The following is a 23,301-nucleotide window of genomic DNA, read 5'->3' as shown; positions in this document are numbered from 1 at the left end:
GGGCGGCGCTTTCTGCATGGGAGGAATAAACCGGTTTTCCCCCGTCTATTCCCTCTACACCGCGCTATGGTGTGACCGCGAGACAGCCGGGGATCCGGATCAGGCGGCAGCGCCCACCATGCCGGTGACGCGGATGGTGCGCGACTCCGGCACCTCGCCATTGGAAATGACCTTGAGCGAAGGCACCGCGCGACGCAGGAAGCGCGACAGCAACATGCGCAAGGGCGCAGGCACCAGCAGCACCGGTGGCAGGCCGATGTCTTCCTGGCGCTGGGCCAGTTGCGCCGTCTGCCGCAGCAAGGTGTCGGCCAGCCCGGGCTCGATCGCACCACCATCGCCACCGGAGGTCATGGCCTGCAGCAGGATGCGCTCCAGCCCCGGCTCGAGTGCGATGACCTGCACCTCTGCATTGCCCGGAAACAGGCCCTGAATGATCGCCCTGCCCAAGGCCTCACGGACCTTGGCGGTGAGTTCGATCGGATCCTGGGTGCGCGGCGCATGCTCGGCCAGTACCTCGATGATGGTGCGCATGTCTCGGATATTGACGCCTTCATCAAGCAGGTTCTGCAGCACACGCTGCACCGAGGACACCGGCAACAGCTTGGGCACCAGGTCGTCGATGAGCTTGGGCGCATCCTTGCCAATATGGTCGAGCAGTGCCTGGGTCTCCTGCCGACCAAGCAGTTCGGATGCGTGGTTCAAGATGACGTGGTTGAGGTGCGTCGCCACCACCGTGCTTGCATCCACCACCGTGTAACCCAGCGCATGCGCCTGCTCGCGGCCGCCACTGTCAATCCAGAACGCCGGCAGACCAAAGGCGGGATCCTTGGTTTCGCGCCCTTGCAGCGGCCCCGACACACGACCCGGGTTGATCGCCAGGAACTGGCCGGGATAAGCTTCGCCCGCGCCGATCTCGACGCCCTTGAGCGCAATCCGGTAGGCATTGGGCTTGAGTTCGAGATTGTCACGGATATGCACCGGTGACGACAGGAAGCCAACCTCCTGTGCGAACTTCTTGCGCAAACCACGAATGCGTTTGAGCAGCTCGCCGTCCTGCGACTTGTCCACCATCGGAATCAGGCGGTACCCCACCTCAAGTCCAAGCACATCGACTGGCGCTACATCGTTCCAGCTCGCTTCCTGCGCTTCGGCAGGCTGTTGTGCTGCAGCGGCAGCCTGAGCCTCGGCTGGCGCGGCCGATTCCTGTGGCTCCTGAAGACGCTTGTGGCGCATCCAGGCCAAGGCGCCAAAAACCAGCGCAAGCAGCAGGAACACCAGGTTCGGCATGCCCGGAATCAGACCCAGCACGCCGATGATGATCGCGGTCAGCGTCAGTACCTGCGGGTTGGAGAACACCTGATTGATCACCTGACCACCGATGTCGCCTTCATCCCCTACCCGCGACACCACCAGACCCGCAGCCACCGAGATGATCAGTGCGGGAATCTGGGCGACCAGACCATCGCCGATGGTCAGCAAAGTATAGGTGCGGCCCGCCTCGCCCATCGCCATGTCGTGCTGCATGACCCCGACAAACAGGCCTCCGATGATGTTGATCACCAGAATCAGGATGCCTGCCACCGCGTCACCACGCACGAACTTCGAGGCACCGTCCATCGCGCCGTAGAAATCGGACTCCTGTCCGATCTCCTTGCGTCGCGCCTTGGCTGTCTTCTCGTCGATCAGGCCGGCATTCAGATCGGCGTCGATCGCCATCTGCTTGCCGGGCATTGCATCCAGGGTGAAGCGGGCGCTGACTTCTGCAATCCGGCCGGCACCCTTGGTGATCACGACGAAGTTGATCAGGGTCAGGATCACGAACACCACGATGCCAACCGCGGTATTGCCGCCCACCAGGAAAGCACCAAAGGCCTCGATCACCTTGCCGGCCGCGTCCGGTCCGGAGTGGCCTTCCAGCAGCACGATACGGGTCGAGGCCACATTGAGCGACAGGCGCAGCAGCGTGGTGACCAGCAATACGGTGGGAAACACCGAGAAGTCGAGCGGACGCTTCGAGTACATCGCCACCAGCATCACCATCACCGAAATCGCGATATTGAACGTGAAGAACACGTCCAGCAGGAATACCGGCAAGGGCAGCACCATCATCGACAGAATCATGATGATGAGGATGGGTGCCGCAAGCGTGCGCAGGTTGCTTGGCGACAGCAACTCTCGCAGGTTCAGGCTGTTATTCGAAGCCATGGGTCAGGCAATCACTCTTCGGGGGCACCGGGGTCAAGCCCTTCCGGCACCGGCAGTTCATCAGGCGGGTCGGGCGGCAGGCCGCCATTGGCCATCCAGTAGTTCAATTGATACACATAGGCCATGACCTCGGCCACCGCGGTGAACAGGGTCGCCGGAACGGCCTGCTCCAGCTCGCAATGCGCATACAGCGCGCGCGCCAGTGGTGGCGCCTCGAGCATCGCGATCTTGTTCTCGCGCGCGATCTCGCGAATCTTCAGTGCCAGTTCGCCACGCCCCTTGGCCACCACCACCGGCGCCGCCATCTTGTCGGCGTCGTACTTGAGCGCAACCGAGAAGTGGGTCGGGTTGGTCACCACCACGTCGGCCTTGGGCACCTCGGCCATCATCCGGCGCCGCGCCATCTCGCGCTGCATCGCGCGGATGCGGCCCTTGACCTGCGGATCCCCCTCCTGCTCCTTGCCCTCGCGCTTGACCTCTTCCTTGGTCATGCGCAGTTTCTTGTGGTATTGCCACAGCTGAAAGGGCACATCCATCAATGCCAGCAGGCCCAGACTCAACGCGATCATCAGTGCGGTGAAAGCCACCGTATCGGCAAAATCGGGCATGCCGACCTCCAGTGGCTCCACCATCAGGTCAAAAAGGTGGTCCTTGCTCAGCCACAGCACCATCGCGCCAATGCCACCGATCAGCAGTGACTTGAGAATGGCCTTCACCATCTCGGCAAGGCCATGCACCGAAAACATCCGCGCAATGCCCTTGATCGGGTTCATGCGACCAAAATTGAAGCCCAATGCCTTTGGCGAAAACACCAGGCCACCAAGCACGATCGGCGACGCCACCGCGGCCACCAGCAACACCATGAACAGCGGGACCAGCGTCAACAACGCCCCGCTGAGAAGGCGATGAAAGCCGTCCAGCATCAAGACCACATCGAACGCCATCTCGCGTTCGAAAACGAAGGCCTGGCGGATCAGGCCATACATCCGTTCCGCCATCCAGCCACCCAGCATCCACAAGGCAGTGACACCAGTCACCGTCACGAAGAAGGTCGACAGCTCGCGCGACTGCGGAACCTGCCCTTCCTCACGGGCTTGTTCAAGTCGTCGCGGTGACGCTGGTTCGGTCTTCTCGAGATCGCTTTCTTCGGCCACTGCCGGCTCCGCTGGCGTCCCGCCGTACCGGAGACGATACGGACGCAGGACAGGATGGTGAGATTATCGCGGCAACGCCATCCGCCTCATGGCGGGATAAACGCCGGAAAAAGCAGTCAATTCAATCGCAAACAGTCCGCTTTGCCGCGAGAAACCGCCCCGGCGGTGCCTGCAGAGGACACAGGCGGACAGACTCAACGTGGTGCCGGCAGACGATCCACACCGCGGATCGCGTCCCCCGGCTTCAGGCCGCGCTCGCGAAACCAGCCCTGGTTCATTTCCAGCGCAAAACGCGCGGGGGCCGCCGCGCAGTGACTGTCCTCGGTCTGCGGCTGCATGTCGGCAATGTTCAGGATGCGCCCCTGCTCATCGAGAAAGGCCACCGACAGTGGGATGAAGGTGTTCCGCATCCACATGCAATGGCGCGCATCCTGTGGAAACACGAAGACCATACCATTGTGAGCCGGCATCTCGCGCCGGTTCATCAGACCCAACTGGCGGTTTGCATCGGTATGCGCCACCTCCACCTGGATCCGGAACATACCCGCGCCCAGTTCCACCACCGGCATTGCGGCCGCCGCCATGGCAGGCAGCGCCATCAGCAGTACCGCCCATGCTCGCGCCACACCGACGCCCCAATTCGCTGCTTGCATTGCAATGTCTCGCTCGATTTCAGGCCGGACCGGATTCTACCTCTTGCGCCCAGCCCACCGCGCACCTTCCTGTCGGGGCGCTGACCTTTGCCGCTGCCCCGGCACCGAGCGGACCGCTGCCGGAGAACGCAGCGCCGATGGAACCTCGGCCTCCCGCCACTGACCGGGCTGCAGGCCGGACAATGACCAGTCGCCGATGGCAACACGGATCAGACGCAAGGTTGGCAGCCCCACCTTCGCGGTCATCCGCCGCACCTGACGATTCTTGCCTTCACACAATACGATTTCGAGCCAGGCCGTGGGCACCGTCTTGCGAAAACGCACTGGCGGATCACGGGGCCACAGCCAATCCGGCTCGGCAAGCTCGCGCGCCTGACACGGCATGGTGACGAAGTCCCCCAGATCGACGCCGGCACGCAATTGCGCCAGCGCCACGTCCGAGGGCTCGCCCTCGACCTGCACCAGATAGGTCTTGGGCTGCTTGTGACGCGGGTCGGCAATACGGTGCTGCAAGGCACCGTCGTCCGTCAGCAGCAGCAAGCCCTCACTGTCGGTATCCAGGCGGCCGGCGGCATACACCCCAGGCACGTCGACATGGTCCTTCAGGGTCGCCCGCCCCAGGTCATCACTGAACTGACACAGCACGCCGTAGGGCTTGTTGAGCAGGATCACACGAGACATGGCGCCTCCCCTGCCGCGCCAGCCTGCGGATGACGCTCACGCAGGCAGGAAGTGAAATGGCGGGCAATGCGGCCCGGCGCTGGCGTACGCGCCACCGACACCACCCAGTCGCATCGATACTGCAGGGTGTCGGACGGGATCCGCCGCAACACGCCCTCCGCCTCAAAGGCACGGGCATAGTGATCCGGCAGGAAACCCAGGTAACGCCCGGAGCGGATCAACAGCACGCTGGCCTCCTGATCATGCGCACGCGCCACCGGCTGCAGGCCGAGACGCCAGAAATGCTCCATGTTGGGCGAGTGGTAGCCCAGCCCGACCAAGCCCGCACCGCGCAGTGCGGCCTCGTCCGGCATCGCGCCATCACGCAACAAGGGGTGAGAGGGCGCGCCGTACAAGGACATCTGTTCGCTGAACAGCGGCCAGCTCAGCAGACTGTCGCTGGCACGGTGAAAGGGGTGGATGCCGACCTGGAACTGGCCCTCCAGCAAGCCCTTTTCGATCGGACTGGTGCTGGCAACGTGCACATTGAGCGCCACTCCAGGTGCCTGCAAACCGAAATCGGCAATGGTCTCAGCCAGGTGGCAGTCGGGATTGGTGATGAACTTGTCGAAGATCACAAGGTTAAGCTCGCCGCGCATGCCGCCGTGCAAGCCCGCGACCTCGCGACGAAAGCCCTCGATCTGCGCCAGCAGTCGGCGTGCGGCATCCAGCACCGTATGGCCTTCCTCGGTGAGCGCGAAGCCCGATCGACCACGCTCGCACAGTCTCACACCGATGCGGGTTTCCAGATCCTTCAGATGACGACTGATCACCGAACGGCTGATGTTGAGCCGAAGTTCCGCCGCAGCCAGACCACCGGACTCGGCAATGGCAATGAAGATACGCAGCAGCCGTAGATCGGCCTCTGCCAGATTGTTCAGCAAGGCACGGGGTTTCATGCGCCGGATTGTTTCATAAACAGGAAACGATGTTTTCGATATTTGTAGTTTTTTGCACGCATTGCCTTCGCCTATGTTTCACCCCGTCGGGCACGGATCTGGGGAAATGCGCTTGCGCACCAGCGCAGCGCCCGGATCCCCAAAACGGGGCACAGCACATCAGTCCAGGACCGATGCGATATCGGAATTCGGTCAGAAGCAATATGCCGCACAGCCGACCTGTAAATTTAAAAGCTTTATTTTCATAAAGATAAATATCAAACCTGACCATCTGGGCAATAACTGGCACACCGTTTGCAGAGCACCTTCCAACGCAGTCTGAAACATCCACTCACTCCATCGAGGAATCCATGAGCAAAGTCACCCGGTCCCCCCGCATGATCCCCGCCCTGCTCGGCAGCGCCCTGCTTGCCCTGTCCTGCGCCTCCACGGCCGTCATGGCGCAGGAAAAGGTGTTGCGCATCGGCATGACCGCCGCCGACATCCCGCGTACCCTCGGCCAGCCCGACCAGGGCTTCGAAGGTAACCGCTTCACCGGCATCCCGATGTACGACTCGCTGACCCAGTGGGATCTGTCCAAGGCTGACGCACCCAGCGTGCTCATCCCCGGCCTGGCAACCTCATGGGCCGTGGATGCCACCGACAAGACCAAATGGGTGTTCAAGCTGCGTCCCGGCGTCAAGTTCCATGACGGCTCTGCCTTCAACGCCGATGCCGTGGTGTGGAACGTGCAGAAGGTGCTGGACAAGGAAGCCAAGCACTTCGACGCCAGCCAGGTCGGCGTCACCGCCTCGCGCATGCCGACGCTGCGCAGCGCAAAGAAGATCGACGACCTCACCGTCGAGCTCACCACCTCCGAGCCCGATGCCTTCCTGCCGCTCAACCTGACCAATCTGTTCATGGCCTCCCCTGCGCACTGGGAGGCCAAGCTAGCGGCCGTTCCTGCGACCGTGACCGACCCGGCCGAACGCGCCAAGCAGGCCTGGGTGGCCTTTGCTGCGGACGCTTCCGGCAGCGGCCCTTTCAAGATGAGCCGCTTCGTGCCACGTGAACGTCTGGAAATGGTCAAGAACACCGCCTACTGGGATCCGAAGCGTACCCCCACCATCGACAAGGTGGTCATGGTGCCGCTGCCCGAGGCCAACGCCCGCACCGCCGCGCTGCTGTCCGGCCAGGTGGACTGGATCGAGGCGCCCTCGCCCGACGCCATGGACCAGATCAGGAAACGCGGCTTCGTCATCCACAGCAACCCGCAGCCGCATGTGTGGCCGTGGCAGCTGTCCTTCGCCGAAGGCTCGCCGTGGCTGGACAAACGCGTACGCCACGCCGCCAACCTGTGTGTGAACCGTGAGGAGCTCAAGCAGATGCTGGGCGGCATGATGGGCATCCCCAAGGGTACGGTCGAACCCGGCCACCCGTGGTGGGGCAATCCCAAGTTCGACATCCGCTTTGATCCCGCCGAGGCCAAGAAGCTGATGGCCGAAGCCGGTTATTCCGCCGCCAAACCGGTCAAGGTCAAGGTGCAGATCTCGGCCTCCGGTTCGGGTCAGATGCAGCCGCTGCCGATGAACGAATACGTGCAGCAAAGCCTCAAGCAGTGCTTCTTCGATGTCGAGTTCGACGTCATCGAGTGGAACACGCTGTTTACCAACTGGCGCAAGGGGGCGAAGGATCCGTCGGCCAACGGCTCGCACGCGGTCAACATCAGCTACGCCGCCATGGACCCCTTCTTTGCCATGGTGCGTTTCATCAGCACCAAGACCGTGCCGCCGGTTTCCAACAACTGGGGCTACTTCGGCAACGAGGAGTTCGACAAGCTGATTGCCGACGCCCGCACCGCCTTCGACGACAAGGCGCGTGACGCCGCACTGGCCAGGCTGCATGCCCGGGTGGTGGAAGAGGCACCCTTCGTGTGGATCGCGCACGATGTTGGCCCGCGTGCGATGTCGCCCAAGGTGAAGAACGTGGTCCAGCCCAAGAGCTGGTTCATCGACATCGCCCCAATGAAGATCGACTAAGTCCTAACAGGAGGAACCGGCCGGTCCCGCAAGGGAATTGGCCCGCTCCTCCTGACGGACCTGCAGGCGGAAACCCCGCCGCGCGCCCGACCCGGGCGGCTACCTGGCCTACTGATCAGCCCAGACGCCGCCCCACCGCTGCCCCCAACCCACAAGGACGCGGAGCTTCCGATGATCTTCTACCTGCTCAGACGCATCGTCTACACCATCCCGATCATGCTCGGGGTGGCCTTTTTCTGTTTCCTGCTGGTGCATATCTCGCCGGGTGATCCACTGGTGGCCATCCTGCCGCCCGACGCCTCGGCCGAGTTGCAGCGCCAGCTGATGACACTGTACGGCTTCGACCGCTCATGGCCGGAGCAATTCTTTACCTGGCTGTGGCGTGCGCTGCAGGGCGATCTGGGCACTTCGATCGCATCTGGCCGGCCCGTTGCCGAAGAGGTGTTCAAGGCGGTTGGCAATACCCTGATGCTGGCCTGCCTGGCCACGCTGATCGGCTTCGTGCTGGGTAGCCTGTTCGGCTTCGTCGCCGGCTACTTCAGCAACTCGTGGGTGGACCGTGCCGCCTCGGCATTGTCGGTGCTCGGCGTCAGCGTGCCGCACTACTGGCTGGGCATGGTGATGGTGATCATCTTCTCATCCTGGCTGGCCTGGCTGCCCGCCACCGGCGCCGGCCCCGGCGGCTCGGATGCCTGGGCGTGGGACTGGGAACACATCCAGTTCATGATCCTGCCCGCAATCACCATGTCGGTGATCCCGATGGGCATCATCGCGCGCACCGTGCGTGCGCTGGTCGCCGACATCCTGGCGCAGGAGTTCGTCGTCGGCCTCAAGGCCAAGGGCATGACCGACACCGGCATCTTCCTGCATGTGGTCAAGAACGCTGCGCCGACTGCGCTGGCAGTCATGGGCCTGCAACTGGGCTACCTGCTCGGCGGCTCGATCCTGATTGAAACCGTGTTCTCGTGGCCCGGCACCGGCTTCCTGCTCAACTCCGCAATCTTCCAGCGCGACCTGCCGCTGCTGCAGGGCACCATCCTCGTGCTGGCGATGTTCTTCGTGCTGCTCAACCTGCTGGTGGACGTCGTCCAGACCACCATCGACCCGAGGATCCAGCGATCATGAGTACCGCGATCACCGCCCCGGCCGCTGTGGCGGCCAACACGCCCTATGAGCGCTCGGCAGGGTTCTGGACCGGCGTGCTGCGCAAGCTGGCACGCGATCCGGTCGCAATCGGCGCCGCCATCGTGCTGCTGTTGCTGGTCGCGATGGCACTCTTTGCGCCGTTGCTGACACCGCACGACCCCTACCAGGCCTCGATGCTGAAGCGCCTGAAGCCGATCGGTTTCGAGAACTACCTGCTTGGCACGGACGAGCTCGGTCGTGACATGCTGTCGCGGCTGATGGTTGGCGCCCGTCTGTCGCTGTTCATGGGCATCACCCCGGTCCTGATCGCCTTTGTCATCGGCAGTGGCATCGGCATTCTTGCCGGCTACGCCGGCGGACTGGTCAACACGCTGATCATGCGCACCATCGACGTGCTGTATGCCTTCCCCTCGGTACTGCTGGCGATCGCGTTGTCGGGCGCACTGGGCGCCGGCATCGGCAACGCGCTGCTGTCGCTGACCATCGTATTCATCCCGCCGATCGCACGGGTCGCAGAGAGCGTCACCACCCAGGTGCGCAGTCGCGACTATGTGGAGGCCGCCCGTGCCTCCGGTGCAGAGGCCTTCACCATTGTCCGTGTACATGTGCTGGGCAATGTGCTGGGGCCGATCTTTGTGTACTCCACCAGCCTGATCGCGGTGTCGATGATCCTGGCCTCCGGCCTGTCCTTCCTCGGCCTGGGGGTGAAGCCGCCGGAGCCGGAATGGGGCCTGATGCTCAACACCCTGCGCACGGCGATCTACACCCAACCCTGGGTTGCTGCCCTGCCCGGCCTGATGATCTTCATCACCTCGATCTCCTTCAACCTCCTGTCCGACAGCCTGCGCTCGGCCATGGACGTCAAGAACTGAAACCGGAGGCCCAGACATGAGTATCGGCATCAGCGTCGAGCACATCGGCGCAGACCCTCACGGCGACCGTGGCGGCCCGGCCCAGCCACTGCTGACGGTAAAGAAACTGGTCAAGCATTTCGACCTGAAGAAGAGCTTTCTCGAAACCCTCAACGGCGGCGGCAAGGTCGTGCGCGCGGTCGACGGCGTCGACTTCAAGGTGCTGAAAGGTGAGACCCTGGGCGTGGTTGGCGAATCCGGCTGTGGCAAATCCACCACGGCACGCCTGCTGATGCACCTGATCGAGCCCTCGGCAGGCGAGATCGTGTTCAACGGCGAAACCGTCGGGTCGCCGGCCCTGCCGCTGCGCGAATACCGTCGCCAGGTGCAGATGGTGTTCCAGGACAGCTACTCGTCGCTGAACCCGCGCCTGACCATCCAGGATTCGATCGCCTTCGGCCCGCAGGTGCATGGCGTGCCCAAGCGTGAAGCGCTCACCCGCGCCCGCGACCTGCTTGCGCGTGTCGGACTGGAGCCCAGCCGCTTCGCCGAGCGCTATCCGCATGAACTCTCCGGCGGCCAGCGTCAGCGCGTGAATATTGCCCGCGCACTGGCGTCCGAACCCCGCCTGGTGATCCTCGACGAAGCGGTCTCGGCACTCGACAAATCGGTCGAAGCCCAGGTACTGAACCTGCTGATGGACCTGAAGGACGAGTTCGGCCTCACCTACATCTTCATCAGCCACGACCTGCACGTGGTGCGCTACATTTCCGACCGCGTCATGGTGATGTATCTCGGCAAGGTCGCGGAAACGGGTCCGGCCGAGGCATTGTTCGAGCGCCCCCTGCATCCCTACACCCGGGCCTTGCTGTCGTCGATGCCGTCAATGGACCCGGACCACCGCACCGAAGAAGCCCCGCTTGCGGGCGACCCCCCCAACCCGATCGACCCACCACCGGGTTGCCGCTTCCATACCCGCTGCCCCCATGCCGAAGCGGTATGTGCGCAACAGGTTCCGAGTCTGGAGTCCGAAAACGGGCGCGAGGCAGCCTGCCTGATCCATGAACCCGGTAGCGGACATTCGGATGCCCGCGCCGCGATCTACGCCGCATGACTGGAGGCGACATGAGCGAATCCCATTCAAACCCGACCGCCTCCCCCATTGTCTCGGTACGCGACCTGCGCGTCACCTTTACCGGCGGTAAAAAGCCGGTGGAGGCGGTCAATGGTGTCGATCTGAGTGTGGCGCGCGGCGAGTCGGTCGCGCTGATCGGCGAATCCGGCTCGGGCAAGAGCGTGACCCTGCGCTCGCTGCTGCGCCTGCACCCGGAGCGCCGCACCCGTATCGACGGCCGTATCGACATCGCCGGCCACGACGTGCTGGCGCTGGGCAGCAAGGCGCTGGCAGATTACCGCGGCAAGGTGGCGTCGATGATCTTTCAGGAACCGCTGCTGGCGCTCGACCCGGTGTATACGGTGGGCGCGCAGATCGTCGAATCCATCCGTCGCCACGAAGCGATCAGCAAGGAGGACGCACGCAAGCGCGCCCTCGAACTGTTCGAGCGCGTGCGCATTCCCAGCCCGGAACGGCGCCTGGACGCCTATCCACACGAGATGTCCGGTGGCATGCGTCAGCGCGCGATGATCGCGCTTGCCCTGGCGTGCAAGCCGCAAGTCCTGCTCGCCGACGAACCGACCACCGCGCTCGACGCCACCGTTCAGATCCAGATCCTGTTGCTGCTGCGCGAACTCCAGCGCGAACTCGGCCTGGCCATCCTCTTCGTCACCCACGACATGGGCGCCGCGGTGGAAGTGGCCGACCGTTTCGCGGTGATGTACGGCGGCCGCATCGTCGAAGAAGGCCCGACCCGCGAAGTCATCCGCAACCCGCGCCACCCCTATACCCTGGCACTGATGCAGGCGCGTGCCGATGGTGCCATGACCAAAGGCGCGCGACTGGCCAGTATCCCGGGCTCCCCACCAGATCTTGCCAACCTGCCGGTGGGCTGTGCCTTTGCCGAGCGCTGCGCCTATGCACAACCCGCCTGTCTGCAGACCCGGCCGGAAGCCGTCGCGATCAGCCCTTCACATCAGGTCCGCTGCCTGCGTACCGATGCCACCGTTGGCGCGATGGACCGGAACCACGACACTGCGCCCGACACCCTCAGCCCTGCGCTGGCTGATTGAGCGCCCCACCCCAGAGACTCCGATGCTGCTCGATAAAGACCCCGCTCACGCCTTCGTCCCCTACCCCGGGGTGGTACTGCCCCACGCCGCCAACGGTCCGCTCGCCGGCCTCAGCTTTGCCGTCAAGGATCTGTTCGATGTTGCCGGCTACCCGACTGGCGGCGGCAACCCGCATGTGCTTGCACTGTCCGGCATCAAGACCCGAAGTGCGGCGGTCGTCCAGCACCTGCTGGACGCTGGTGCTTACTGCCTGGGCAAGACCTACACCGACGAACTCGCATTTTCGATGAATGGCATCAACGCGCACTTTGGCGCGCCGATCAATGGCGGAGCGCCGGATCGCATCACCGGCGGTTCGTCGTCCGGCTCGGCCGCCGCCGTCTCCAATGGTCTGGTCGACTTTGCCCTGGGCTCCGACACTGGCGGCTCGGTCCGCTGTCCGGCCAGCCACTGCGGCCTGTTCGGTCTGCGCCCCACCCACAGCCGCATCAGCCTGGATGCCACACTGGATCTGGCCCCCAGTTTCGATACCTGCGGCTACTTTACCCGCGACGCAGAAACCTTTGCCCGCGTCGGTGCCGTGTTGCTTGGCGAGGACACCGCACCGCTGCCGGCGATGCCGCGACTGCTGACCCCGACCGATGGCTGGGGCCTGCTGGACGCCGAGGTCGTCACAGCCCTGCGCCCCGCGCTGACCCGCATCGAAACCCTGTTCGGCAAGGCAGCCGAGGTGCTGATGGCGCCACAAGGGTTTGAGCGCAACTACTGGGCCTTTCGTTACATCCAGGGTCGTGAAGCCTGGCTGACCGATGGTGAGCTGATCGAAACTCACGGCCTGGCACTCGGCCCGGGCGTGCGTGAACGCTTTGCTTTCTCCAAGGAGGTGACCGACGCCCAGTTCGAATCATCCTGGGCCATCCGCCGCGAAGTCACCGCAGTGCTGGCCGATCTGCTGGGTCACGATGGCGTGCTGGTGCTGCCGACAATGCCCGACATCGCCCCCCTGCGCGACGCCGACGAGAGCACGCTGGAAGACTATCGCAACAACGCGATCAAACTGCTCAGCCTCGCCGGCCTGTCAGGCTTTCCGCAACTGTCGATGCCTCTCACCCGCCGCAACGGCGCCCCGCTGGGCCTGTCGCTGCTCGGCCCGGCGGGAAGCGATCGCAGCTTGATCGACATGGCGCGTAGAATCGCTCAAGGCCAGTGAGGCAATGCAAGAGCGGGGACGTCTTCAAGAAGAGCGCCCCCGTTTCAGTCTTCCATATCAACCGCATGCCAACCGTGTCGCTATCGTGGCGTCACCCGAGCGATGCCGCCACGATCGTCAGACCACCCCGGCCCGCTCCAGCATCGCATGCAGCAGCACGTTTGCCCCGGCCTCGAGATGGGTGGGGTCGGCGTCCTCGATCTCGTTGTGCGAGATGCCATCCTTGCACGGCACGAAGATCATCGCCGTCGGTGCAGTACGTGCCACATAGACCGCATCGTGGCCTGCACCGCTGACAATGTCGAGATGACGGCAGCCGGCGCGGTCCGCCCCGGTGCGGATCGCCTCGACCAGGGCGGGCGTGAAGGCGACTGGCTCGAAATACACCACCTGCTCGACATTGACCTGAACCGGAAAACGCCCGCTCAGTTCGGCCGCAGCCTGACGTAAGGCGGCATCCATCGCCAGCAGGCCCGCGTCGTCTGCATGGCGGAAATCGACGGTGAACTCGACCTTGCCCGGAATCACATTGCGGGAGTTCGGATGCACATGTACGCAACCCACCGTGCCGCGACCATTGGGCTGGTGCGCCATGGCGATATTCACCACCTCCTGCATCAGGTGCGTGGCGGCAAACAGCGCATCCTTGCGCAAGCCCATCGGCGTCGGGCCGGCATGTGCCTCCATGCCGCTGACGACCACATCGTACCAACGCTGGCCCAGTGCCCCGGTGACCGCACCGATGACGATACCGGCATCTTCCAGCACCGGCCCCTGCTCGATATGCGCTTCGAAATAGGCGCCAAAGCGGGGCGCACCCGCACTGACCGCTGCTGGCACGTCTCCGGCATAGCCAATCGCCGCCAGCGCTTCGCGCACGGTCACACCCTCGTGATCGGAGCGGGTCAGCGCATGCTCCAGCGTGAAGGCATCGCAATACACGCCGGAGCCCATCATCACCGGCACAAAACGCGAGCCCTCTTCATTGGTCCAGACACAGACCTCGATCGGCGCTTCGGTACGTACACCGTGCTGATTGAGGGTGCGCAGGACTTCGAGCCCCGCCATCACACCATAATTGCCATCAAACTTGCCGCCAGTGGGCTGGGTGTCGATATGACTGCCGGTACCGATCGCCGGCAGATCGTCGCGCACACCGGGGCGGCGCGCGAAGATGTTGCCGATCTGATCGATCCGGATGCTGCAGCCCTCTGCCTGGCACCAGGCCACAAACAGGTCACGCGCCTGACGGTCAAGCTCGGTCAGCGCCAGACGGCACACGCCGCCCTTTTCGGTGGCCCCCAACTGCCCCAGCTCCATCAGCGACTGCCACAGGCGCGGCCCATTGACCGCGAGCGTAGCGACGGTAGCAAGACGATCGTTCATGTACGCACTCCGCTCAACCATTGCTGGGAAAGGCAAACTGCGCCTTCTCGATGCCGGCCGTCATCCAGCGTTGGGTCAGGGTCTTGCGCCGGGTATAGAAGCGCACCGAATCCGGCCCGTAGGCATACAGGTCACCAAACAGCGAGCGCTTCCAGCCACCAAAGCTCTGGCAGGCGACCGGCACCGGCAATGGCACATTCACCCCCACCATGCCGACCTGCACGCTGTCGGTAAAGAGCCTTGCCACAGCGCCATCACGGGTAAACACGCAGGTGCCGTTGCCAAACTCGTGCGCATCGATCAGTGCAATCGCCTCTTGAAGGGTGTTCACGCGCACCACCGCCAGCACCGGGCCAAAGATCTCTTCCTTGTAGACCCGCATGGTCGGGCTGACGTGGTCGAACAGGGTGCCACCGAGAAAGAAGCCCGCCTCGTGCCCGGCCACCTTCAGCGTGCGGCCATCGACCACCAGTTGAGCGCCTTCTTCGGCCCCCAGGTCGATGTAGCTGCGCACCTTGTCGCGATGCACGCCAGTGACCAGCGGCCCCATGTCGAGCCCGCGAGCAGCGCCATTGCCGATGCGCAGCGCTTCGACCTTGGGCTTGAGTCTGGCCACCAGAGCATCGGCCACCGCATCGCCCACCGCAACCACAACCGAGATCGCCATGCAGCGCTCGCCGCAGGAGCCATAGGCTGCCCCCATGATGGCATTGACCGCGTTATCCAGGTCAGCGTCGGGCATCACCACTGCATGGTTCTTGGCCCCGCCCAGCGCTTGTACTCGCTTGCCGTGTGCGGTGCCGGTCGCGTAGATGTACTCGGCGATCGGTGTCGAACCCACAAAGCTCACCGCCTTGACGCGGGGATCGGTCAGCAGGGTATCGACCGCCTCCTTGTCGCCATTGACCACATTGAACACGCCTGGCGGCAAGCCCGCTTCGGTCAGCAGTTCGGCCAGGATCATCGGTGCCGACGGATCCTTCTCCGAAGGCTTCAGGACGAAGGTGTTGCCACAGGCCAGCGCCATCGGAAACATCCACATCGGCACCATCGCCGGAAAATTGAACGGGGTGATGCCGGCCACCACACCCAGCGGTGGGAACTCCGACCAGGAATCGATCTCCGGCCCGACGTCACGGCTGTGTTCGCCCTTGAGGAACTCCGGCGCACCGCAGGCATATTCCACCACCTCGATCCCACGGGCGAGCTCGCCATGCGCATCCTCCCAGACCTTGCCATGCTCTTCGACAATGGCCGCGACGATGCGGTCGGCGTGCTGCTCCAGCAGCGCCTTGTAGTTGAACAGGATGCGTGCCCGTTTGAGTGGAGGTGTCTTGCGCCAAGCCGGGAACGCTGCCTCGGCGGCAGCGATGGCCTGCTCGACGGTGGCTTTCGATGCCATCGCGACCTGACGCACCGGCGTACCGAGTGCGGGATTGAACACGGGCTGAGCACGGTACGTATCGGCAACCGGCTGGCCGGCAATGTAATGACCGAGGATATTCATGATTTGAGTTTCGCTTGAGTCTTCTGTTGAGTTTGTTGCTGGACGCAGATCGCCTACCGGGACGACATCTGTCAGGCCACGCTGCGCAAAGCCGTACGCACGGTGTCGAAGATACGGCCGAGTTCGTCGGGTGTCGAATCGAGGAAGGGCGAGAACTGCAGGATATCGCCACCATTGCGGATCACCACGCCTGCCTCGAAGCACTTCAGGAAGACCTCGAAACCGCGCTCCCCTGGCGCCCCCGCCCTCGGCGCCAGTTCGATCCCGCCCATCAGGCCGAAGTTGCGGATGTCGACCACATGCGGCTCACCCTTCAATGCATGAATGGCCTCTTCGAAGACCGGCTCCAGGGCACGGGCGCGGGCAAAGCTGTCCTCCTCGCGATAGACCTCGAAAGTGGCCAGACCCGCAGCAGCCGCGACCGGATGGCCGGAATAGGTGTAGCCGTGAAACAGCTCGACCGCATGTTCCGGCCCCTGCATCAGCGCCTGATAGACCTGCTCGCGCACGATCACCGCACCCATCGGAATCACGCCATTGGTCAGTCCTTTTGCGGTAGTGATGATGTCCGGGGTCACGCCGAATCGGGCCGCCGCAAAGGGCGCCCCCACACGCCCAAAGGCGGTGATCACCTCGTCGAAGATCAGCAGGATGCCGTACTTGTCGCAAATTTCACGCAAGCGCTGCAGATAGCCGATCGGCGGGACCAGGATGCCGGTGGAACCGGACACCGGCTCAACGATCAACGCCGCGATGTTGGAGGCGTCGTGCAAGGCCACCAGACGCTCCAGATCTTCAGCCAGTTGGGCACCCCACACCGGTTGTCCACGCGAGTAGGCCATGTCGGCTGGGCTGTAGGTATGGCGGATATGGTCAACACCCGGCAGCAGGGCGGCACTGAATACCTTGCGGTTGCCCGGTATGCCACCCACCGACATGCCACCGAAATTGACCCCGTGATAGCCGCGCTCGCGGCCGATCAGGCGGGTGCGCTGCCCCTCACCCCGCGCACGGTGATAAGCCAGAGCGATCTTCAACGCGGTATCGGCGGATTCCGAACCGGAGTTGGTAAAGAACACCCGCTCCAGCCCGGCCGGTGCCATCGTCGCGACCTCGGCAGCCAGCGCAATCGCGCGGTCATTGGAAACCTGGAAACCCATGCCGTAATCGAGCGTACCGACCTGTGCCTGCACCGCGGCGACAATGCGCGGGTGGCAATGTCCCAGCCCGGAGGTCCACAACCCGGAAAAACCGTCGAGCAGCTGACGACCGTCGTCAGTCGTGTAGTAATGGCCGCGCGCACCAGTGATTACGCGCGGCGCCTTCCAGAAAGCGCGATTTGCGGTATACGGCAACCAGAAGGCTTGATCGTGGTTCATGACATGCATCCTTGTTGAGGTGTGAGGATGCTAACAACGAAGACAGGTGCAGAAAACAACGGATAACGACAGTGAAGTTTCAGTTATACGAAACTTTAACCCTGTGCTCCCTGTCCTTCCCGGCAACGCAGCCATGTCCCATTATCTACGCGGATGAGGCTTGCATTCATGAAACCCTGATGTAGGGTTGTAAGCAGAAACCGCCGAAATTTCCCTCACCCCAACGCCAGCTCGGCCGCCAGCGCAGATGGGCCTAGCAGGCCCGGCATCTGACGCTCGCAACCGCCTGACAAAATGCCAAAAACATTAATGATGAAAATGTTAAAATATCCCAATTAACTACACAAAAAAGCGAGGATGTAAGTTCATGATGAAGCCCGTCCGTTTTTTGCTCTTTTTTCTATGCATTGGCATTCCCATTCACGCTCTTGCCGAGACCAAGCTACTGCGGCCACTGCCAGATTCTCAGTCCTTGATTATCGAGAACAACAATTTGACCGCAGGCGATTTTTTTTCAGCCTACATGAGCAAGAACATGGTGGAAAGGCGATATGCCGAGATGTACCTACTAGGTGTTCTCGATGCCACGGAGGGCATCGTCTGGTGTGATTACTACCATATCAAGACGATTTCGCTGGATGAGATTGTCTACGAAGGCATGAGGAAAGCGGACGCAGGACAGCTTCAAAAAAGAGCAGCGCTTGTCATTACGGACATCCTTAAAAAGGACCTTTCCTGCGGAGGTAAGCACAAATGAAACCTTCCTACGTGGTTCTGAAAAACAATCACTACACTTCCGATAAATTCAGGTCTGACTATGTATCGGGTGAAGCACTTTATAGCGAGATTGGGCTCGACCAAGCGGCATTGATCAAACAAAACAGTGGGTACGTGAATACCTGCGCTACGCGAATGAGTCTGGCACTAATCAAATCCGGCGTGCCGATCCATGGGCGACTGAAAGTCAAGAACGGCAAGTACAAGGGGCGAACGGTAGAGCCTGGCGCAAAACTTCTGGCCGATCAGCTCGCTAGCCCGCATGCCTTGGGTAAACCCCAAATTTTCAAAGCGACTGATGCACCGGCCAAGCTGACTGGAAAGAAAGGGGTCGTATTTTTCTGGAAAATAGATGGCTATGGCGGAGGTCATATTGACGTGATCGAAACGACAAACAGCACGCAAGTATGTAACTCAGCATGCTACTTCTCAGCGAAAGAAGTGTGGTTCTGGCCGCTGGATTGATCTGGCTCGTGCTGAGTTTTTGAACCGCAGGTGATACAACTACGCATCGATCAGGTGAGAGATCAGGCACCTGATCGGCTGACGGAATGATCGGCGGTCCCGGCTTACAGCCCCATGTCGCGGAAAGCCGCCTCTCCCAGCTGTCGCGCCCCAGCGCAACACGCGATAGTCCCGAGCTTTCGGGCCCATTCTTGCCACCATGCAAATCGCTGACTTATAGTGCCGCTCATGAACTGTGACCGCGCCCTTCCCCGCCTTGCGCCACGCCCTGTGGTGACGACACCGCCTCGTCACCTGCGACTACGCACTGCGCGCTGACCGTTCCCCTTCATCCGTACATCACGCTGCCGCCTCCGGCGGCAGCCTGGGCATCTTGCCCCGACCTTCATGCAGGAGCCGACCATGAAAGACCCGCTGATCATTTTTGACACCACCTTGCGCGACGGCGAACAGAGCCCCGGCGCCTCGATGACGCGTGACGAGAAGCTGCGCATCGCGCGTCAACTCGAGCGCATGCGGGTAGATGTGATCGAAGCCGGTTTTGCTGCCGCATCCAATGGCGACTTCGAAGCGGTGCGCTCGATTGCCGAGGCCATCAAGGAGTCCACCGTCTGTTCGCTGGCACGCGCCAATGAAAACGACATCCGCCGCTCCGGCGAGGCCATCCGCCCGGCTGCCCGCGGCCGCATCCACACCTTCATTGCCACCAGCCCGATCCACATGGAGAAGAAGCTGCGGATGAGCCCGGACGAGGTCGTCGAACAAGCGGTCAAGGCCATCGGCTGGGCACGCGAATATACCGACGATGTCGAATTTTCGGCCGAGGACGCCGGCCGCTCGGAAATCGACTTCCTGGTGCGGATCTTCGACGCAGTCATCCGGGCGGGCGCCAAGACGATCAACGTGCCCGACACCGTCGGCTATAACGTACCCGAGCAATACGCCGCCACGCTGCGCACACTGATCGAGCGCGTCCCCAATGCCGACAAGGTGGTGTGGTCGGTACACTGCCACAACGACCTTGGCCTGGCAGTCTCGAACTCGCTGGCTGCGGTGATGGCCGGCGCGCGCCAGGTGGAATGCACCATCAACGGCCTGGGTGAGCGTGCCGGCAACGCGTCGCTGGAAGAGATCGTCATGGCAGTGCGCACGCGCGCCGACGTCTTCCCGGTTGAAACCCGCATCGATACCACCCAGATCGTGCCCGCATCACGACTGGTGTCGCAGATCACCGGCTACCCGGTTCAGCCCAACAAGGCCATCGTCGGCGCCAACGCTTTCGCGCACGAATCCGGCATCCACCAGGACGGCGTACTCAAGCATCGCGAAACCTACGAGATCATGCGCGCAGAAGACGTGGGCTGGGGCGCCAACAAGCTGGTGCTCGGCAAACATTCCGGCCGCAATGCCTTCCGCGCCCGGTTGCAGGAACTCGGTATCGAAGTTGAGTCTGAAGAGCAGCTGAACCTGGCTTTCGCCAGCTTCAAGGAACTGGCGGACAAGAAGCACGAGATCTTCGACGAAGACCTGCATGCACTGATGAGCGACGAAGCCATCACCCCCGAGGTCGAGCACTACCGCCTGGTATCCACCCGCTTCCATTCCGAAACCGGTGAAACGCCGCAGGCCGAAGTCACCTTGAGCGCGGGCGGCAAGGAGACCCGCGCAAGCGCCTCCGGCTCAGGACCGGTGGACGCCGCCTTCAAGGCCATCGAATCGGTCGCCGCCAGCGGAACGGAGCTGTTGCTGTACTCGGTCAACGCCATCACCACCGGTACCGATGCCCAGGGCGAAGTCACCGTGCGGCTGTCGCGCGATGGGCGCATCGTCAATGGTCAGGGCGCCGACACCGACATCATCGTCGCCTCCGCCAAGGCTTACCTGAACGCTCTGAACAAGCTGCACGCAGGCGGCCAGAAGCTTAACCCACAGGTTTGAAATCAGGGGTAGTGGCTGGACGCTTGCAAACAGCCCCGGCGGGATTTCATCCCGCCCTTGGGGGCGGGCAGGTAGGGCGGGGTGACAACCCCGCCATCGGCTGAGCCAGACGTGGGCTCGGATCCCGCTTCGGGCACCTCCGCAACTCGTTGTGGATGCTGTCCCTACACCGGCTTGTTCTGCCGCGATGGCGCAGTGTTGCGGGCATAGAGCATGGTGGCGAAGAACAGCACCACCGACAGCGCCACCTCGATCAACGCAAGCACACCGGTCAGGCCCGGATCGCTGGCCCGCAACACGCCTTCGGTGAAATAGAGCAGTACCAGCATCGACATCCACTGGTAGGTATAACGCTTGCCCCGCAGGATGCCGAATACCGCAGGCAGCAGCGGCACCGCTTTCAGCATCATCCATGACCCGCCCGGTCGCAGCGGCGCCAGCCAGCCCTCCCACAGCACGCACAAGGCAATCAGCGCCAGCAAGGAAACGCTGGCGATCAGGGACAGGACTCTGGGGCTCAGCATGTACTCTCCAGTCTGGCAGCGATGCTCGCCAGGCGTCGGCCCTGGGCCTGGGCCAGGGTGATTTCTTCGGGGCTCAACACCGGCACGCCGTCCGGCCCAGCCAGATGCGTCACTCCATAGGGAGTTCCGCCAGTACGTGTCGCGTTCAATGCCGGCTCCGTGTATGGCAAGCCGAGCAACAGCATGCCGTGATGCAACAACGGCAGCATCATTGACAGCAGTGTGCTCTCCTGCCCGCCATGATGGCTGGCCGTGGAGCTGAACACACAGGCGGGCTTGCCCGCCAGCGTGCCATTGACCCAAGCACCTGCCAGTCCATCGAGAAAATACTTCATCGGGGCCGCCATATTGCCGAAGCGGGTCGGACTGCCCAGCGCCAGACCAACACACTCCTCCAGATCGCGTATCTCGACGTAAGGCGGACCATCGGCCGGAATATCACTCTCCAGCGCCTCGCATACGGTGGAAACCCGGGGAACCGTGCGTACCCTGGCAGCCATTCCCGGCACCTGATGGATGCCATACGCAATCTGTTCAGCGAGCGCACGCACCGACCCGCGATGGCTGTAATACAACACCAGGATTTCCCGCATGGCAACCCGTGATCGGTAAAAAGCGCGGATTATACCTGCGACGTCACGCCCCCCCCAGAGTGCCATGCATGACCTTCCCGGAGGCCATCAGATCGGATAGGGGTCGACCTCGTACTGGAACAGTTCGATGCTGGCTGTCTGCATGTCGAGGCCCAGCACCCGACACTGCGCGACGTAGAGATGCTTGTCCTCGTGAATGAGGATGAAGCGTCGCGACGCATAGGTTCCAGCATGCGCCACGATGGCAAAGTGCGGACGCACCGCAGGCAACGGTGGCAACATCAGGGCGGGCGACATCGACTGCGAATCCGCCCCGCGAAAGCCGACCGACACCGCCGCACAACCCTGCGAGATCACCTGCAGGCCCAGTTCGACCTGATCCGGGTTGTCGCTGCGGATCCAGCGCACCACGCAGACCGTCCATCCCTGTGTGGGCTCGCGCCGCAGCGCCAGCACCATGCCGGCCGAAAGACTGCAATCCACGCCACCGACACTGAGGATCGCGTAACCACCAGGGCTTTCGTTGTAGACCATCCACTCCGACGGCTCCCCCGCCGTTCCTCGCAGCAGATCCCACACTGCCTTGATACCGGCCCCGACCTGAACACGATATTGATGCCGCCGGCGCGGCTGCGAACGCAGGGCAGGCGTCGCCCAGCGATCACGCAAGCGACGTAGCAGCGCCAAGGCCTCAAGTGGTGCCAGACCCTCGGGCAATCCGGAGCTTTCCGGATCGAGCAACTCGCCATCGGTGTCGAGCCCGACAACCTCGGCCTCAAGGATTTTCTCTTCCAGCCAGGCGACACGCGCACTGACCTGGCGGTTGAGCGCCAGCGGCCCGAAGAACAGGATGTCACTGCCCTGCCCCGGCGCCTTGCGCGCAATCGCGATCGGCGGGCTGTCCTGCGCCAGATCGATCCAGTACGAAGCGGCCTCGGGCTGAATGGGCGAGGTCGATAGCTCGCCGTCGAGCGCAATCGATTCGAGAAAATCGAACAGCCACTGCAGCTCCCGGGCGGTAAGGCTTTCCGGCTGGCTCACAGCGATCGCCAGCAGTCGCAGGTAATGCAGGCACACCGGCGTCGCCTCAACGCCGCCGCCATCGCGCATCTGCCCCGAGGCACGCCACAGCGCATGCGCTTTTTGCCACAGTCCGAACGGTGCCGACGCGCCAGCCATCGCCGACAACATGGCCGCCTCACCGACCATCTGCAGCCCCTGGGCGCTGAGTACCGCCATCTCCTGCTGCCGGGACCATAGCCAGCGGCGCTGCAATTCACCCAGCAGCACCCGGTAGTGCTCGGACAGCACCAGCAACGCCTCAACCAGATCGGCCGCAGCCAGATGCAAGCTGCGCCCCAGGGGCAAGGCTGCCGTCAACAGGCGTGGACGGAACCGGCTGCAGATGTCGAGCGCCCGCACCCGCAGCAGATCCAGCGCCTGAAGCCGTTGAGTACCGACGATGTCCTGTGAGGCCGGCAGATCCAGATGCTTGCGCAACTCGGTCAGGTCGACGACAGGATCGTCGGCGGGCTCGGCAGCAAGCCAGGCCAGCACGGCGTCCAGATGATCGACAGGAGGGGCGAATTCAGGCATCGGGCGACTCATACCGCGGGGGCAGCGAAAATGGCATTCTATTCAACTTTCCGGATAAGGCACCCGGTCACGTGTCTTTTTGGCGGAAAAGAC

General features: G+C 63.0%; 20 protein-coding genes. 9 read left to right on the top strand and 11 right to left on the bottom strand.

Annotated elements, in window-relative coordinates; genetic code table 11:
- Positions 1–99: 99 nt before the first annotated feature.
- From flhA to DNK49_RS07915, 5 genes are all read right to left on the bottom strand, one after another.
- Positions 100–2,205 (bottom strand): flagellar biosynthesis protein FlhA, encoded by a 2,106-nt coding sequence (gene flhA, locus DNK49_RS07935; protein WP_110523799.1) that lies wholly within the window; start codon positions 2,203–2,205, stop codon positions 100–102.
- An 11-nt stretch (positions 2,206–2,216) separates the two neighbouring features.
- A complete protein-coding gene (gene flhB / locus DNK49_RS07930) occupies positions 2,217–3,359 on the bottom strand; it encodes a flagellar biosynthesis protein FlhB (RefSeq protein WP_110523798.1) in 1,143 nt (380 codons plus the stop codon).
- 194 nt (positions 3,360–3,553) lie between these two features.
- Positions 3,554–4,012, bottom strand: coding sequence for a DUF192 domain-containing protein (locus DNK49_RS07925; protein ID WP_110523797.1), 459 nt, complete (start codon positions 4,010–4,012; stop codon positions 3,554–3,556).
- A gap of 36 nt (positions 4,013–4,048) precedes the next feature.
- A complete protein-coding gene (locus DNK49_RS07920) occupies positions 4,049–4,693 on the bottom strand; it encodes an rRNA large subunit pseudouridine synthase E (RefSeq protein ID WP_110523796.1) in 645 nt (214 codons plus the stop codon).
- Positions 4,681–5,631 carry a LysR family transcriptional regulator gene (locus DNK49_RS07915; protein WP_110523795.1) on the bottom strand — a complete coding sequence of 317 codons (951 nt, stop codon included), beginning with the start codon at positions 5,629–5,631 and terminating at the stop codon, positions 4,681–4,683. Before DNK49_RS07915 ends, DNK49_RS07920 begins: the two co-directional genes overlap by 13 nt.
- A gap of 350 nt (positions 5,632–5,981) precedes the next feature.
- On the opposite strand from DNK49_RS07915, the gene DNK49_RS07910 reads away from it, so the two are divergent.
- The 6 genes from DNK49_RS07910 to DNK49_RS07885 all read left to right on the top strand — a co-directional run bounded on the left by DNK49_RS07910 (position 5,982) and on the right by DNK49_RS07885 (position 13,043).
- Entirely contained in the window at positions 5,982–7,649 is a 1,668-nt protein-coding gene (locus tag DNK49_RS07910; RefSeq protein ID WP_243632277.1) for an ABC transporter substrate-binding protein, read from the top strand.
- Between the two features lie 171 nt (positions 7,650–7,820).
- Complete coding sequence (locus DNK49_RS07905; RefSeq protein ID WP_110523793.1) at positions 7,821–8,774, top strand: ABC transporter permease; 954 nt, start codon at positions 7,821–7,823, stop codon at positions 8,772–8,774.
- Positions 8,771–9,667, top strand: coding sequence for an ABC transporter permease (locus DNK49_RS07900; RefSeq protein WP_110523792.1), 897 nt, complete (start codon positions 8,771–8,773; stop codon positions 9,665–9,667). Before DNK49_RS07905 ends, DNK49_RS07900 begins: the two co-directional genes overlap by 4 nt.
- Positions 9,668–9,683: 16 nt before the next feature.
- Positions 9,684–10,760, top strand: coding sequence for an ABC transporter ATP-binding protein (locus DNK49_RS07895; protein ID WP_110523791.1), 1,077 nt, complete (start codon positions 9,684–9,686; stop codon positions 10,758–10,760).
- Between the two features lie 11 nt (positions 10,761–10,771).
- Positions 10,772–11,833, top strand: coding sequence for an ABC transporter ATP-binding protein (locus tag DNK49_RS07890; protein ID WP_110523790.1), 1,062 nt, complete (start codon positions 10,772–10,774; stop codon positions 11,831–11,833).
- A 22-nt stretch (positions 11,834–11,855) separates the two neighbouring features.
- The gene (locus DNK49_RS07885) at positions 11,856–13,043 is read left to right on the top strand and encodes an amidase (RefSeq protein ID WP_207806918.1); all 1,188 of its coding nucleotides are present in this window, start codon (positions 11,856–11,858) and stop codon (positions 13,041–13,043) included.
- 117 nt (positions 13,044–13,160) lie between these two features.
- Here DNK49_RS07885 and DNK49_RS07880 read toward each other — a convergent pair whose 3' ends face one another.
- From DNK49_RS07880 to aptA, 3 genes are all read right to left on the bottom strand, one after another.
- Positions 13,161–14,429 carry a Zn-dependent hydrolase gene (locus tag DNK49_RS07880; RefSeq protein ID WP_110523789.1) on the bottom strand — a complete coding sequence of 423 codons (1,269 nt, stop codon included), beginning with the start codon at positions 14,427–14,429 and terminating at the stop codon, positions 13,161–13,163.
- Positions 14,430–14,442: 13 nt separating this feature from the next.
- Entirely contained in the window at positions 14,443–15,936 is a 1,494-nt protein-coding gene (locus tag DNK49_RS07875) for a CoA-acylating methylmalonate-semialdehyde dehydrogenase (protein WP_110523788.1), read from the bottom strand.
- 71 nt (positions 15,937–16,007) lie between these two features.
- Positions 16,008–17,315, bottom strand: coding sequence for an omega-aminotransferase AptA (gene aptA, locus DNK49_RS07870; RefSeq protein WP_110523787.1), 1,308 nt, complete (start codon positions 17,313–17,315; stop codon positions 16,008–16,010).
- Between the two features lie 367 nt (positions 17,316–17,682).
- On the opposite strand from aptA, the gene DNK49_RS07865 reads away from it, so the two are divergent.
- The 3 genes from DNK49_RS07865 to DNK49_RS07855 all read left to right on the top strand — a co-directional run bounded on the left by DNK49_RS07865 (position 17,683) and on the right by DNK49_RS07855 (position 20,495).
- Positions 17,683–18,072 carry a Rap1a/Tai family immunity protein gene (locus tag DNK49_RS07865; RefSeq protein WP_110523786.1) on the top strand — a complete coding sequence of 130 codons (390 nt, stop codon included), beginning with the start codon at positions 17,683–17,685 and terminating at the stop codon, positions 18,070–18,072.
- The gene (locus DNK49_RS07860; RefSeq protein WP_110523785.1) at positions 18,069–18,557 is read left to right on the top strand and encodes a T6SS effector amidase Tae4 family protein; all 489 of its coding nucleotides are present in this window, start codon (positions 18,069–18,071) and stop codon (positions 18,555–18,557) included. The genes DNK49_RS07865 and DNK49_RS07860 overlap by 4 nt, the downstream gene beginning before the upstream one ends.
- A gap of 402 nt (positions 18,558–18,959) precedes the next feature.
- Positions 18,960–20,495 carry a 2-isopropylmalate synthase gene (locus DNK49_RS07855; protein ID WP_110523784.1) on the top strand — a complete coding sequence of 512 codons (1,536 nt, stop codon included), beginning with the start codon at positions 18,960–18,962 and terminating at the stop codon, positions 20,493–20,495.
- 164 nt (positions 20,496–20,659) lie between these two features.
- On the opposite strand, the gene DNK49_RS07850 is transcribed toward DNK49_RS07855, so the two are convergent.
- The 3 genes from DNK49_RS07850 to DNK49_RS07840 all read right to left on the bottom strand — a co-directional run bounded on the left by DNK49_RS07850 (position 20,660) and on the right by DNK49_RS07840 (position 23,208).
- Positions 20,660–21,016 (bottom strand): DUF2069 domain-containing protein, encoded by a 357-nt coding sequence (locus DNK49_RS07850; protein ID WP_110523932.1) that lies wholly within the window; start codon positions 21,014–21,016, stop codon positions 20,660–20,662.
- Positions 21,013–21,612 (bottom strand): NAD(P)H:quinone oxidoreductase, encoded by a 600-nt coding sequence (gene wrbA, locus DNK49_RS07845; RefSeq protein WP_110523783.1) that lies wholly within the window; start codon positions 21,610–21,612, stop codon positions 21,013–21,015. The genes DNK49_RS07850 and wrbA overlap by 4 nt, the downstream gene beginning before the upstream one ends.
- Before the next feature lie 87 nt (positions 21,613–21,699).
- Positions 21,700–23,208 (bottom strand): hypothetical protein, encoded by a 1,509-nt coding sequence (locus tag DNK49_RS07840; protein ID WP_110523782.1) that lies wholly within the window; start codon positions 23,206–23,208, stop codon positions 21,700–21,702.
- Positions 23,209–23,301: the final 93 nt, after the last annotated feature.

Source organism: Parazoarcus communis SWub3 = DSM 12120 (assembly GCF_003226565.1).
GTDB classification, from domain to species: Bacteria; Pseudomonadota; Gammaproteobacteria; order Burkholderiales; family Rhodocyclaceae; genus Parazoarcus; species Parazoarcus communis.
This window is presented reverse-complemented; position numbering and strand designations above follow the sequence as displayed.